The sequence below is a fragment of the Streptomyces lunalinharesii genome (genome assembly GCF_039532155.1).
GTDB lineage: Bacteria > Actinomycetota > Actinomycetes > Streptomycetales > Streptomycetaceae > Streptomyces > Streptomyces lunalinharesii.
The window spans coordinates 40,465-53,752 of sequence record NZ_BAAARK010000012.1 but is presented as its reverse complement, the minus strand read 5'-3'; the positions used below and the strand labels follow the sequence as shown (position 1 = coordinate 53,752).

Annotated in this window: 12 protein-coding genes; 5 read left to right on the top strand and 7 right to left on the bottom strand. The window is 73.5% G+C overall.

Annotated elements, in window-relative coordinates; all coding sequences use genetic code 11:
- Positions 1-173: 173 nt before the first annotated feature.
- Positions 174-1,097, top strand: a complete 924-nt coding sequence (locus ABD385_RS19745; protein WP_344577732.1) for a phospholipase D-like domain-containing protein — start codon at positions 174-176, stop codon at positions 1,095-1,097.
- A gap of 68 nt (positions 1,098-1,165) precedes the next feature.
- On the opposite strand, the gene ABD385_RS19740 is transcribed toward ABD385_RS19745, so the two are convergent.
- Complete coding sequence (locus ABD385_RS19740; protein ID WP_344577730.1) at positions 1,166-2,677, bottom strand: MFS transporter; 1,512 nt, start codon at positions 2,675-2,677, stop codon at positions 1,166-1,168.
- Positions 2,678-2,972: 295 nt separating this feature from the next.
- On the opposite strand from ABD385_RS19740, the gene ABD385_RS19735 reads away from it, so the two are divergent.
- The 4 genes from ABD385_RS19735 (at position 2,973) to ABD385_RS19720 (ending at position 5,896) form a co-directional block, all read left to right on the top strand.
- Positions 2,973-3,344 carry a YciI family protein gene (locus ABD385_RS19735; RefSeq protein WP_344577729.1) on the top strand — a complete coding sequence of 124 codons (372 nt, stop codon included), beginning with the start codon at positions 2,973-2,975 and terminating at the stop codon, positions 3,342-3,344.
- A complete protein-coding gene (locus tag ABD385_RS19730; protein WP_344577727.1) occupies positions 3,341-4,552 on the top strand; it encodes an RNA polymerase sigma factor in 1,212 nt (403 codons plus the stop codon). Before ABD385_RS19735 ends, ABD385_RS19730 begins: the two co-directional genes overlap by 4 nt.
- A 53-nt stretch (positions 4,553-4,605) precedes the next feature.
- Entirely contained in the window at positions 4,606-4,791 is a 186-nt protein-coding gene (locus tag ABD385_RS19725; RefSeq protein WP_344577725.1) for a hypothetical protein, read from the top strand.
- 64 nt (positions 4,792-4,855) lie between these two features.
- Entirely contained in the window at positions 4,856-5,896 is a 1,041-nt protein-coding gene (locus tag ABD385_RS19720; RefSeq protein WP_344577724.1) for an NAD(P)-dependent alcohol dehydrogenase, read from the top strand.
- 47 nt (positions 5,897-5,943) lie between these two features.
- Here ABD385_RS19720 and ABD385_RS19715 read toward each other — a convergent pair whose 3' ends face one another.
- The 6 genes from ABD385_RS19715 to ABD385_RS19690 all read right to left on the bottom strand — a co-directional run bounded on the left by ABD385_RS19715 (position 5,944) and on the right by ABD385_RS19690 (position 13,287).
- Positions 5,944-7,731, bottom strand: a complete 1,788-nt coding sequence (locus ABD385_RS19715) for an asparagine synthetase B family protein (RefSeq protein WP_344577723.1) — start codon at positions 7,729-7,731, stop codon at positions 5,944-5,946.
- Positions 7,732-7,826: 95 nt separating this feature from the next.
- Positions 7,827-9,128 carry a DUF6271 family protein gene (locus tag ABD385_RS19710; RefSeq protein ID WP_344577721.1) on the bottom strand — a complete coding sequence of 434 codons (1,302 nt, stop codon included), beginning with the start codon at positions 9,126-9,128 and terminating at the stop codon, positions 7,827-7,829.
- Positions 9,129-9,255: 127 nt separating this feature from the next.
- Positions 9,256-10,203, bottom strand: coding sequence for a glycosyltransferase family 2 protein (locus tag ABD385_RS19705; protein ID WP_344577719.1), 948 nt, complete (start codon positions 10,201-10,203; stop codon positions 9,256-9,258).
- Positions 10,200-10,940, bottom strand: a complete 741-nt coding sequence (locus tag ABD385_RS19700; protein WP_344577718.1) for an LOG family protein — start codon at positions 10,938-10,940, stop codon at positions 10,200-10,202. The genes ABD385_RS19705 and ABD385_RS19700 overlap by 4 nt, the downstream gene beginning before the upstream one ends.
- Positions 10,937-12,124 carry a hypothetical protein gene (locus ABD385_RS19695; RefSeq protein WP_344577716.1) on the bottom strand — a complete coding sequence of 396 codons (1,188 nt, stop codon included), beginning with the start codon at positions 12,122-12,124 and terminating at the stop codon, positions 10,937-10,939. Before ABD385_RS19695 ends, ABD385_RS19700 begins: the two co-directional genes overlap by 4 nt.
- Entirely contained in the window at positions 12,121-13,287 is a 1,167-nt protein-coding gene (locus tag ABD385_RS19690) for a histidine phosphatase family protein (RefSeq protein ID WP_344577714.1), read from the bottom strand. Before ABD385_RS19690 ends, ABD385_RS19695 begins: the two co-directional genes overlap by 4 nt.
- Position 13,288: the final 1 nt, after the last annotated feature.

Sequence of the window (13,288 nt, the reverse complement as noted above, 5' to 3'; positions counted from 1 at the left end):
TGCCCTGCTATTCACTCAACTGGGCTTCAGCCGCCCCTCGGGGCTGTGTCTTACTGGGGTGCACTACGCGCGTTGCGCGTCTCCTCCACCACGTCAGGAGAGTTCCGGTGCGCCCCACTCGCCGTCTCGTCCCCGCCCTGACCGCAGGCGCCTTGGCCGCGGTAGGTGCCTTCGTGCCCGCCACCGCTCATGCGGCCGGCTCCTTCTCCCTGGTGGTCCTGCCGGACCAGAAAGAAGGGGCGATCTACGACTTCGTCAACTCGGCCAAGAAGTCGGTCGACGTGACGATCTACGAACTGCGTGACACCACCCTCGTCAACGCCCTGGTCAAGCAGGAAAAGGCCGGCGTCAAGGTCCGGGTGGTCTTCGACTCCCAGCACCAGTCCATCGACGGCGCCGCCTACAAGGCGCTGTCCGCGGCCGGCGCCGGGGTGACGTATTCGTCCTCGGACTACGTGTACACGCACCAGAAGACGATCACCGTCGACGGCACCAGGTCATACGTCAGCACCGGCAACTTCGACACGAAGTACTACGCGACCTCGCGTGACTACGGGGTTTTCGACTCCGACAAGGCCGATGTCACGGCGATCGAGAAGGTCTTCGACGCCGACTTCCACAAGACCGCCGTCACCCCGTCCGACGGCACCGACCTGGTCTGGTCGCCGACCGACTCGCAAAGCCACCTCCTGGCCCTGATCAAGGGGGCGAAGCACACTCTCGACGTCCAGCAGGAGGAATTCGGCGACGCCGCCCTGGTGAATGCCGTCGTGGCGGACGCGAAGCGCGGCGTCACCGTGCGGGTGGTCGCCGAGAACCAGGGCTCGAAGTACAGCAAGCAGCTGAAGAAGGTCACCGCCGCGGGCGGCAAGGTGACCACCTACACGAGTTCCACCGGTTACTACATCCACGCAAAGGCGATCGTCACCGACTACGGCACGGCCGCCGCGAAGGTGTTCGCCGGCTCGGAGAACTTCTCCAACAATTCACTCAACAACAATCGCGAACTCGGCCTCATCGTCAGTGACTCCGCGGTCGTCAGCGGAATCGAGAAGGCATTCAACGCCGACTTCCACAAGAGTTCCGGCAGGGCCTGAGGCAGGCGGTTCCCCTCTTGCCGACCGGGCTTCGGCCCGGCCGGCAAGGGGCCCGACCCCCGACGGCCCTACGAACGGTTCGGCTCGTAGTCGGGGACGCCGGCCGGAGTGGCCGGGGCGGCGGTGGCCGGCGGGGATGCCGGGCGCATGGCCACGATGAGTACGGCCGACCCGGCGAAGAGGACCGCGGCGATCACGCCGGTGACGTGCAGGCCGGCCGTGAACGCCGCCCGCGCGGTGTGCAGCAGTTCCGCGCCCTGGTCGGCGGGCAGCTGCCGGCTGGCGGCCACCGCGCCGGCCAGCGAGTCGGAGCTGCCGTGCGTCCGGCTGCGGTAGACGCCCGCGGCCACCAGCCCGAGCAGCACGAAGCCGAGCGATCCGCCGACGTAGTTCCCGGTCTCCGACAGCGACGCCGCCGAGCCGGCCCGCTCCGGCGCCACGGAGCCGACGATCCGCCCGGTGCCCAGCGCGAAGAGCGGACCGGTGCCCAACGCCAGGACGGCGATGGCTGTCATCACCAGCGGCAGGGCGCGCGCCCCGTCGACGCCGACCAGCAACAGGCCGCCCAGCGCCGACACCGCCAACCCGCCGGCGATCGCGGTCGTCTGCGGCATCCGCCGGGCCAGCGCCGGCGCGCACGTGGTGCCGACCGCCACCCCCAGGCCCATCGGTGCGAACAGCAGCGCCGACGCCATCGGCGAGAAGCCCAGCACGCTCTGCAGGTACTGGGTCACCAGCAGGCCCGTGCCGGCCATGGCGACGCCGGCGAGGACCAGCGCGACGAGGACGGCCGCGACCGGACGGTTGCGGAACAGCCGCAGGTCCAGCAGCGGCGTCCGCAGGCGCAGCTGCCGGCGCACGAACAGCGATCCGACGGCCGCGCCGACGAGCAGGACCACCGCCGGCACCACCGGCCGGCTCTCGACGGTGAGCTGCTTGGCGCCGTAGACCACCAGCAGCACGGCCACCAGCGACAGTGCGACGCTGGGCAGGTCCGGCCGGCCGGCCCGCTCGTCGCGGAACTCCGGCAGCAGGACCGGCCCGGCGAGCAGCAACAAGGCCATCGCCGGCACGGCGGCCAGGAAGACCGATCCCCACCAGAAGTGCTGGAGCAGGAATCCGGCGAGCACCGGCCCGAGCGCGCCGCCGGTGAACTGGCAGGTGGCCCAGATCGCGATGGCCCGTCCGCGCTGCCGCCCGTCCCGGAACATGTTGGTGATCAGGGCGAGGGTGGACGGCGTCAGGGTCGCGCCGGCGACGCCCAGCAGTGCCCGTGTCACGATCAGCATCAGCGGGCTGGTCGCGCAGGCGGCCACGACCGACAGCACCGCGAACGCCGCTCCGCCGCTCAGCAGCAGCCGGCGGCGGCCGATCCGGTCGCCGAGCGTCCCCATCGTGATGACCAGACCGCCCACCATGAGTCCGTAGCCGTCGCTGATCCACAGCTGCTGGACGTTGGTGGCGCCCAGGTCGGCGCTCAGCTGCGGGAGCGCGAGGAGCAATGCCGTCATGTCCATGGAGACGAGCAGTGTCGGCAGCATGAGGACGACCAGTCCCAGCCACGCCCGGTTGACTCGCATGTTCGAAACTCCCTGTTCTCTCGATGTTCCGCCGGTCGGTCGGAGCGGTCGGGAGCTTCTTGACATCGCTGCGGACGGGACGTTCCGCCGCGGCGGGGCGGGGCAGGGCGGGCGCCGGGGTGACGGCGTGGACCTGCGCGCCATGTGGGTGGTGCGGGCGGTGGGTGCGGGGCCGCTGTGAAATCCCGTGCAAAAGTTCCGGCGGGCGACGTCAAGAAGGCGACGGCGGCTCCGACCGACCGGTGGCAGGCCCCGCACGGGGCTCGCGACCCACCAGGAGTACGAGGAGTACGACATGCAGTTCCTGATCAGCATGCACATCAACCCGGCCGTGCTGGACGCGTTGACCGACGAGGAGAAGGCGGCGATCGGCGAAGGGCACGGCAGGTTCATCGCGGCCCTGAAGGAGTCCGGCGAACTGATCACCACGCAGGCGCTGGTCGACCCGTCGCAGGCGGTCGTGGTGTCCGTGCGCAACGGCCAGCCGGTGGTGACCGACGGCCCCTTCCTGGAGTCCAAGGAGTACCTGGGCGGCTTCTACCTGGTCGACTGCGAGGACAAGGAGCGGGCGATCGAACTGGCCGCGCAGATCCCGGACACCGCGATCGCGGGGCTGGGGGTCGAGGTGCGGCAGGTGATGTTCGCCGACGGACAATTGGAGGCATGACAACGCACGACTTCGAGGACCTGCTGCGTGCGCTCGCGCCGCAGGTCCTCGGCACGTTGGTACGTCGGTACGGCCAGTTCGAGGGGTGCGAGGACGCCGTGCAGGAAGCGGTGCTCGCCGCCACCTTGCAGTGGCCGGCCGACGGGGTGCCGACCAACCCGCGCGGCTGGCTGGTGACCGTCGCGTCCCGGCGCCTCATCGACCAGCTGCGCAGCGACCGCGCCCGCCGCGAGCGCGAGTCGGCGACGGCCACCGAGGTGGTGCCCGAGGACGTGCCGGACACCGACGACTCGCTGGTGCTGCTGTTTCTGTGCTGCCACCCGACGCTGACCGCCGCCTCCCAGACCGCCCTGACGCTGCGCGCGGTCGGCGGCCTGACCACCGCCGAGATCGCCCGGGCCTTCCTGGTGCCGGAGGCCACGATGGCGGCCAGGATCAGCCGGGCCAAGCAGCGGATCAAGGCGGCCGGCAGCGCGTTCGGCCTGCCGGACGGCGCGGAGCGCGAGGAGCGGCTGCGGGTCGTCCTGCACGTGCTCTACCTGATCTTCAACGAGGGCTACACGGCCTCCTCGGGCAGCGAGCTGCACCGCGCCGACCTCGCGCACGAGGCGATCCGACTGGTCAGGATGGTGCACGCGCAGCTGCCGGACGACGGCGAGGTGACCGGGCTGCTCGCGCTGATGCTGCTGACCCACGCCCGCCGGGAGGCCCGGACGACGCCGGCCGGTGACCTGGTGCCGCTGGACGAGCAGGACCGCGGGGCCTGGGACCGGGCGCTGATCAACGAGGGGCTGGCGCTGGTCAAGGCGTCGCTGGCCGGCCCGGCACTCGGGCCGTACCAACTCCAGGCCGCCATCGCCGCCACGCACGCCGCCGCGGCCACCGCCGACGAGACCAACTGGCCGCAGGTGCACGCGCTCTACCTGATCCTGGAGCGGATCGCGCCCAACCCGATGGTCACCCTCAACCGCGCGATCGCACTCGCCGAAACCGCGGGCCCGCGGGCCGGTCTGGCCCTGCTGGCCACCTTGGACGACGACGCGCGGATGGCCGGGCACCACCGGCTGCTGTCCGTGCGGGCCCACCTGCTGGAGAAGACCGGCGACACGGCCGGCGCGTACGCGCACTTCCGGCGCGCCGCGAAGGCCACCGCCAGCCTCGCCGAACAGCGCTACCTGGAAGCCCGGGCCCGCCGGATGCAGGGGTAGCACGCGGGCCCGAGCGCCGCGCCGCCCGGCCCCGGAGCGTCCCCATCGCGCTCATGCCCCATGGGACACGGCAGGTGTACCGTGACGAGCATGACGGCGCCGGCGCCTGGCTCGCCGACGAGCAGCGCCCCGGCCGGCACCTGTCGCCCACGACGCGGCGCCTGCTCGCCCTGGTGGAGAGCGCCTACGACGCCCTGGCCCGCGAGGCCGCCGGCGGCCCGCCGACCGGCTTCCCGTAGCGGTCTCCGGGCGCCCCCGACAGTCCCCCTCCCCCGCACCACCGCGCGCGAAGGAACCCCCGTCATGAAGGCCCTCCAGTACCGCACCATCGGCGCACCGCCCGAGGTCGTGCACGTTGCCGACCCGACGCCCGGCCCCGGCCAGGTGCTGCTCAAGGTCACCGCCGCCGGCGTGTGCCACTCCGACTTCGCCGTCATGAACCACCCCGCCGAGGGCTTCCCCCACCCCCTCCCGCTCACCCTGGGCCACGAGGGCGTCGGCACGGTCGCCGCGCTCGGCCCGGGCGTCAGCGCGGTGCAGGAGGGCGACGCCGTCGCCGTGTACGGCCCGTGGGGGTGCGGTACCTGCGCCAAGTGCGCGGCGGGCAAGGAGAACTACTGCCTGCGCGCCGACGCCCTCGGCATCCGTCCGCCGGGCCTGGGCGCGCCCGGTGCCATCGCCGAGTACCTGCTGGTGGACGACGCGCGGCACCTGGTGCCGCTGGACGGACTCGATCCGGTCGCCGCCGTACCGCTCACGGACGCGGGGCTGACGCCGTACCACGCGATCAAGCGGTCGCTGCCCAAGCTGACGCCCGGCTCCACGGCGGTGGTGATCGGCGCCGGTGGCCTCGGGCACGTCGCGATCCAGCTGCTGCGGGCCCTGACCCCGGCCCGCGTCGTCGCCCTCGACGTGAGCGACGACAAGCTGCGGCTGGCCCGCGAGATGGGCGCCCACGAGGCGGTCCGGTCCGACTCCGGGGCCGCGGACGCGGTGCGCGAACTCACCGGCGGGATCGGCGCGCAGGCCGTCTTCGACTTCGTCGGGGCGGCGCCCACGGTGGCCACGGCCGGGGCGGTCGCCGCCATCGAGGCCGACGTCAGCCTGGTGGGCATCGGCGGCGCCGCCCTGCCGGTCGGCTTCGGGCACCTGCCCTTCGAGGTGTCGGTCAGCGCACCGTACTGGGGAAGCCGGGGCGAGCTGCTGGAGGTGCTGGCGCTGGCCCGCTCCGGTGCGGTCTCCGTGCACACCGAGACGTTCTCCCTGGACGACGCGCCGCTGGCCTACGAGCGGCTGCACGCCGGTCTGGTCGACGGTCGTGCGGTGATCTTGCCCAACGGCTGACCGTCCGCGGCGGGCCGGCAGTGGCCGACGTGCGTGGTGAAGCTCCTTCAGTGCGCGGCGACCGGCGGTCGGCCCTCCCGCTCCAGCCACGTGGAGAGGCTGAACAGGCGCCACAGCAGCCGCCAGTCGAACTTCTCCAGGTCGTCGAGGGCCCCGTCGCGCAGGATCCCGAGGCCGGTCAGAGGCCCGTCGACGAGGGCGGAGGAGAAGTCGGGCCAGTTGTCGGTCATCCAGTCCGCGTACGAGAAGTGGTCGTCGAAGCCCACCTTGCGCTCGGTGAACTCCCCGGCCAGCGGCGTCCCGCGGAAGACGCCGCGGAGCAGGTGCTTGGGCGCGTCGGGGCGGATGCGCCGCTCCACCGGCAAGCTGAAGACGCCCGCCACCAGGTCGATGTCGAAGAACGGCGAGCGGACCTCCACACCGCGGGCGATGCCGTTCTCGTCCGTCGCACGGAAGTTGTCGTACGTCATCAGCCGGAACAGGTCGAGGGCCTGTCCGAACAGCACCGGGTCGCGGTGCTCGGCCGTCGAGTAGGGGAACGGGCGGTCCAGGGCGTCGCCGAGCGCCGCGGTGCCCGGCGCGACGGCGTCGCTGCCGAAGTCCGTCACGAACTTGTGCCAGCCGGCGGTGCGGTTCCAGCGTTCCCACAGCGACACGGCCATCCACTCCTCGGTGGTGGCGCCCACCGCGTCCGCGCGCAGCGCGGCGTAGCGGACGTAGCCGCCGAACACCTCGTCCGCGCCGTGGCCGCCCAGGAGCACGGCGGAGTGCTCCCGCGCGGCGCGGTGCAGGGCGTCGTTGTGCAGCACCAGCGGCTCCGCGGCGGGCCCGTCCAGGGTGTCGTTCAGCAGGTCCACCGTGGCGTCGAGCGACGGGATGCGGAACGGCACCTCGTGCAGGTCGACACCGAACTTCCGGGCCAGGGCGCGGGCCCGCCGCAGGTTCTCGTCCTCGTCGGGGCAGCGCGCCGAGAACACCGTGACGGCCGCCGCGGGCTCCGCGTGCTCCAGCGCCGCCTTGAGCACCGCGGAGGAGTCGATGCCCCCGGAGAACCCCACCGCGACCGGGCGGTCCGCCACCAGGGCCCGGCGGTGCGCCTGGTCGATGAGGTGGCCGATCTCGTCCTCGTCGGCGGGGGCGGCCCGCAGGCCGGACACCGGGGTGAGCGGGGCCGCCGCGCGCGGGCCGGCGGCACCGGGGGCGATCCGCAGCACGCCGCCGGCCGGCACGGACCGGACGTCCCGGTACAGGGTCCGGTCCCCCGGGAGGCGGCCCAGGCCCAGGAAGGCCAGGGCGTTGGCCGGGTCGAGGCGGAGGCTTTCGCCGGGCAGGCACGCGGTGAGGCAGCGCAGCTCCGAGGCGAAGGCGAACAGGTCGGGCGAGTCGTAGTAGTAGAGGGGGCGTTCGCCGAGCCGGTCGCGGACCAGGGTCAGTTCGTGGGCGGTCGAGTCCCACACGGCCAGCGCGAACGGCCCGCGCAGGTCCTCGAAGGCCGCCGTGCCGTGCTCGGCGCAGAGTTCGAGGGCCACCTGGAGGTCGCCGGGCGGCATCCGGCGGCGCCGGTCGGCGGGCAGCCGGTGGCCCAGCTCCCGGTAGTTGAGCACCTCGCCGTTGCCCACCATCACCAGCGCGCGCTCGCCGTCGAACAGCGGCTGGCGGGCGTCGTCGACGGCGATGACGGCGTGCCGGGCGGAGTGCAGGGAGATCCAGTCGTCGCTGAAGGCCCCCGTTCCGTCCCGGCCCCGGTGGGCCAGGGAGGCACCGAGCGGTACGGCCATGGCCCGGTGGTCGAAGGAAGGGCGTCGTTTCAGCAGGATGCCGCCGATGCCGCACATGGTGATCTCCTCGTCAGTCCGTGAGTGCGGCTTCCTTCGCGGGCCGCAGCGCTGTTCCGCAACGATTTCGGGGTGGGGCGGGCGGGCCCCTCGGGTCAGGCGTACCGCCCGAGGTCGCCGTCGGCGCCGAGTCGGCCCGCCGCCGCCACCAGCGCGGGCCAACGGCGGGTCAGCGCCGCGAACTCCCGCACGGCGTCGGCCACGTACTGCCCGGTCGTGCCCGCCGCCTCCTCCAGGGCCGCGACGCGGACTTCGAGGCGGCGCCGGACGTCGCCCGACGCGGCGGCGGCGGCCTCGCGGTAGACCGCGACGAACGCCGCCGGGATGGCCGCCGTGCGCTCCGCCCCGCGCTCCACGGTGTCGAGGAGGAACTCCGCGTACGCCGCCGAGTCGAAGTGCTGCCCGTCGGGCAGCAGCAGGTCGCGCCGGGTCATCAGGGCCTCGTTGAAGGCGTTCCAGTGCTTGCGCAGCACGGCGTAGCGCAGTTCGGCGCGGGCGTACCAGCCGAGGTGTTCGGCGCTGCTCTGCTCCGCCCGCCACGGCTCGTAGTGGTGGTCGGCGGTCAGGTCGTGGTGCCAGACGGGGAGTTCGAGCTGGTAGAGCAGCCCCTTTTGGAAGTAGTCGCTGCCCAGCACCCCGACCGCGGGCATCTCCGGGATCCATGCGTGGACGCCTCGCAGGGCGGCGATGCCCATTTCCACGGAGCCGGTGTGGTCGCGGCGGGCCGGCACCCCGCCGTGCGCGACGACCTCTTCGGGCCGGTCCGGGACCGCCGCCCGGACGACCCGGGTCTCGGCCGGGGAGAGCCGGCTCAGGGCGTCGATGCGGTCGACGAAGTCCGCCGAGCGGTCCAGCAGGTCGCGGCGGTCACGGGTCGGGCGGCCGGTGAGGGACGAGCCGACGCAGTACGCGCCCTTGCTCCCGGCCGTGGCGCCCCCGTCCAGCAGTTCCGCCTCGATCCGCAGCGGGGAGGTGCCGGAAGCCGGGTCGACGTGGGTCACCTGGTCGCTGTCGCGCCGGTGCAGGGTCCGTGCGCCCAGGTACGCGGCGACCAGTGCGGCCTTGTTGGGGCCGGCGCCGTAGGAACCGGTCGGCTTGCACAGGGCGCCTTCCGCCACGGTGCGCTCGGCCGGTGGGAGCGCGGCGGTCGCGAGGACGTCGTGGACGAAGCGGGTCCATCCGTCCGTGCCCAAGACGTGCACCGGGACGCCGGCGGCCGCGGCGGCGTCCTCGGCGACCTGGCGGTTGGCCCGGGAGACCGGCGGCGGGCAGTCGTCCACCACCAGCAGCGTCACCTGCTGGCGCGCCGCCTCGGGGAGCGCCGCGACCTCGGCGGCGACGGAGCGGAAGGCCGCCTCGAAGGGGCGGTTGGTGGGCAGGTACACGAGCCGTCGCACGGGGCGCGGCGCGCGGCCCCCGGCCCTCGGTTCCGGTGGGGTGTGCATGGTGGGTGACGCAGCCTCTCGGGACGTGGGCGGGCAGGGGTGCGGGGGGGCTCACCCGTGGGGGCTCACCCGTGGGGGCTCACCCGTGGGGGGTCGGCTGGGGGGCGCCGGCCAGCGCCCGGGCGCGGTGCTCGAACCGCACGGCGGTGTCCACCCACGCCTCCGCCGCCGGCGCGGCCGGATCGATGGCGGGCGCGAACATCTCCTGGAGCCGGACCACGGGGTCGGGGTGCTTGCGGACGAAGCGGGCGAGGTTCGCCCGCCATGCGCGGTACATCGACGCGGAGACCGGGGAGCGGTGTTCGTGGTAGACGGCGGCGCGGGTGCTGTAGTGCATCCGGACGCCGTCCCGGACGAGCCGGTACCCCAACTCGGCGTCCTCCAGGCCCCAGCCGTGGAACTCCTCGTCGAAGCCCCCGACGGCGGCCAGTCGGTCGCGCCGCACCGAGGCGTTGCAGGTCCACAGGTAGTGCCAGGCGGTGCGCAGGTCGGTCAGCTCGCAGGCGAGCGCGGCGAGGACCGGCTCGCGTTCGTCGCCGCGCACCACCTCCGGCAGCGCCCCGAGGCTGAACCCTCGGGCCAGCCGCGCCAGGTCGAAGGTGCCCTCGCCCAGCTGGTGGCGCCGGCCGACGACCAGCAGGTCATCGGCCGTGCCGTGCGCGCGGACGTGCTCCGCCAGGAAGTCGGGGCCCACGACCTGGTCGGCGTCGAGCGTCACGACGAGGCTGCCGGTGGCCAGGGCCAGTCCGATGTTGCGCGCCCGGGCGCGTCCCGAGGCCGGGGTGCGGGGCTCGTGGACGTAGCGCAGGTCCAGGCGGGAGGCGAAGGAGTCGACCATCGGGCCGGTGCCGTCCGTGGAGCCGTCGTCGATGACGAGCACCTCGAACGACCCATGCTGCGGCAGTCGTTGGTGCGTCAGCGACAGCAGGCACGCCTCCAGGGTGGCGCGCGCGTTGTAGGCGGGGATGATGACGCTGACGTCGACGGGTCGGTGCTCGGCGGCCGGTGGCCGGGCGTGCTCGGTCATGCCGTCCGCCGTTCCGTGCCGGGGTCTGCGGTGGCGTTCGGCGCGGTGCCGGGTCCCGGCTGCGGGACGGTGGCCGGTGGGTTGGCCCCCACGGCCGCCAGCGCCGCCTCCACCGACTCGGCGACGACGAGTTCCTTGACCACCGTGGGGCTGGCGAGCCCGGCGTCCACCAGGTGTGCCTGCACGAACTGCACGAACGCCTGCCACAGGCCGGTGCCTTCGGGCTGGACGAGCACCACCGGGAAGCGGTCGAGGCGGTCGGTGTCGTGGTGGACCAGGACCTCGAAGAGTTCGTCGAACGTGCCCACCCCGCCGGGGAAGACGAACAGCGCGTCGATGTCGTGGGTCAGGAGCAGCTTGCGCAGCGCGAAGGTGCCGACGGTGAGCGAACGGTCCTCGTCGAGCACGGTGTCGGGCACCTCGCCGGGGATCTCGATGCGCACCGCCCGGGACAGCGAGGTGCCGCTGCCGTCCCGGACGGCCTGCATGATCCCGGGGCCGCCGCCGGTCACGGTCGTCCAGCGGCGGGCGGCGAGGGCGGCGCCCAGTTCCTGCGCCATCTCGTAGGCCGGCTCGCCCCGTTGGGTGCGGGCCGAGCCGAACACCGTGGCGACGCGCGCCGGTGCCATGGCCCGGGAGGTCCGGCTCCACGTCCGTGCCCCGTCGACCTCGTCGGCGAGCGAGTGCAGGGTGGTGAGGAGGGCGGATCGGGTGCGAGTCGTGGTCGGTTCGGTCATGACGCTGTTGCCTCCGTCGTCGGCTCGACCGCGCTGCGGCGAGCGGCCAGGTCCGCGGCCACCACCGCGGCCACCTCGTGCGCCCCGTCGAAAGGGGCTCCCAGGTCCGGCGTCTCGGGGTTTCCCACGGCGTGCCGGGCCAGTCGTGCGTAGTGCGCCGCGTATCCGTCGTCGCGGCCGAGCCGTCGGTTGACCTCCTGGACGGCGACGGCCTTCGCCGCCTCGGGTGCCCCGTCGGCGATGCCGTCGTACGGGGCGGTGAGGAACGGCCACAGGTCGTGGGCCGAGCGGGCGGACAGGTGTCGGCAGATGAGGACTTGGCTCCAGTTCTGTGGGGGCAGCGGGACGTAGGGCCGCCCGGCCTGCGACACCTCGACGAGGGTGGTCATCCCGGGGGAGCTGAGCACCACGTCGCACCGCCCCAGCGCGGTGCGGAAGTCGGCGGCGGACAGTTGGCGGACCGGCACCCCGGCCCGCAGGGTGAACGCGCCGTTGGCGTGGTTCATGGCGGCGGTCATCTCGACCGAGTCGTCCCGCACGGTGGCCAACAGCCGCTCCACCAGTGCCAGGTACACCCGGCCGGAGGTGCGTCCGGCCGGGTTGCCCAGGCCGCCGAGCTGCACCAGCACCCGGGGGCGGCCGGCCCGGGCGGCGGCCCCTGCGGGCGGGCCCGCCGGCGCCGGGACCGCCGGCGGGGCAGCCGGGGGCCGGGCGACGATGCCGGAGACCGGGACCACGTCGCGCAGGCCGAGCCGGGCCAGGTGGGCGACGCTGCCGAAGAGGTCCTGCGCGAGGTAGGCGCGGACCCGATGCAGCGGACTGTCCGGCGGCACGTCGGCCGCCGTCCACATGAAGCCGAGACTGTCCACGTAGTAGGTGCGGGCGGCCAGGCGGTCCGTGCCGATGAGCTCGGGGGCCAGCACGTTGACCACGGCGTCCGCGGAACGCAGGGCCGGTGGGTCCTGTCCCGGCGGCGGGACGTCCAACGGGCGGGCAGGGGCGTCCGGTTGCGCGGCGAAGAAGTCGAGCGCGGAGTCGGTGCCGTAATACGTCACGTCCAGGTGGTGGTCGCGGGCCAGCACCTGGCCGATGCTGTACGCCTTCGAGGACGGCCCGAAGCCGAAGGGCGTGGCCACCACCGCCACCCGGGCCCGCCCGCCGACGCGGGGTGTGCACAGGGTCATGGAGCCTCCTTGGCGGGCTGGGGGCTGCGGGCGACGTCTTCGGGCGAGCGGTTGACGAAGTCCACCGAGACGCCGTCCGGGGTGATCCGGAAGCGTGAGAAGTGGCCGGTTTCCCAGCGCAGCGCGCGTACCCCGCGCAGTTCGGCGCCCAGGGCCCGTTCCAGCAGCCAGTGGTGCGGTCCGCCGTGTCCCACCACCAGCACCCGCCGGCCGGAGTGGCGGGCGGCCAGGGTGGCGAAGAACTCCAGGACCCGGTCGCGGGCCTGTTCGTAGCTCTCCTCGCCGTCGACCGTGCACAGGTCGCTGTTGCCGGTCAGGACCCGGTCGGCCTCGGGGCCGAGGCGTCGCCGTACGTCGTCCAGGTCGACTCCGGCGAAGGCGTGGAAGACCCGTTCGCGCAGGGCGGCCTCCTGGTGCACCTCGACGTCGAGTCCGGCGGTGACGAGCGCGGCCGTTTCCCGGGCGCGCAGGAAGTCGGAGGCGTACACCGCGTCGGGCGCGAACCGTTCGACGGCTCCCCGGGCGGCGCGCGCCTCGTCGCGTCCGCGGGCGGACAGGCCCATCGCGTACGGGTCGGGGTAGGTGTCGCTCGGGTAGTCCGGGGCGCCGTGCCGCAGGAACAGCACGTCCACGTCCTCGGTGGCCGGGGGCTCGGCCGCGGCTTCCTGTGCGGTGAGTTCGAGCAGGTCCAGGACGTCGTCCGCGACCTCCTCGGGCTGCTTGTCGTGGATGCCGAGCAGCAGGCCGGCGGGGCGGAACTGCTGGTGCAGTTCGCGGACCCGGTCCTCGTCCATGCGGGCCAGCGGGTCACGGGCGTTGTTGCGGTCCAGGAGGTCGGGCAGGGTGCCGTCCAGGGTGATCGTCACCAGGCGCATGCCCTTGCGTTGGAAGCGCAGTTCCTGGGCGGCGAGGAAGTCCACGTCCTCGAAGACGCCGTCGATCACGGGGGTGAAGCCGCTGTCGAGGTAGGACAGGGCCAGGTCCAGGCAGCCGAGTTCGGAGGCCACGAGGGTGAAGTCGCTGAAGTCCCGGGGCCGGGCCATGTACCGGACGGAGTCGTTGGAGATCCGGACGGCGGGGACCAGGGAGTCCCGCAGCAGGGCGGCGGTGGTGGTCTTGCCGGAGCCGGGCAGACCGCGCAGCAGCAGCGCGATGCGGTTCATG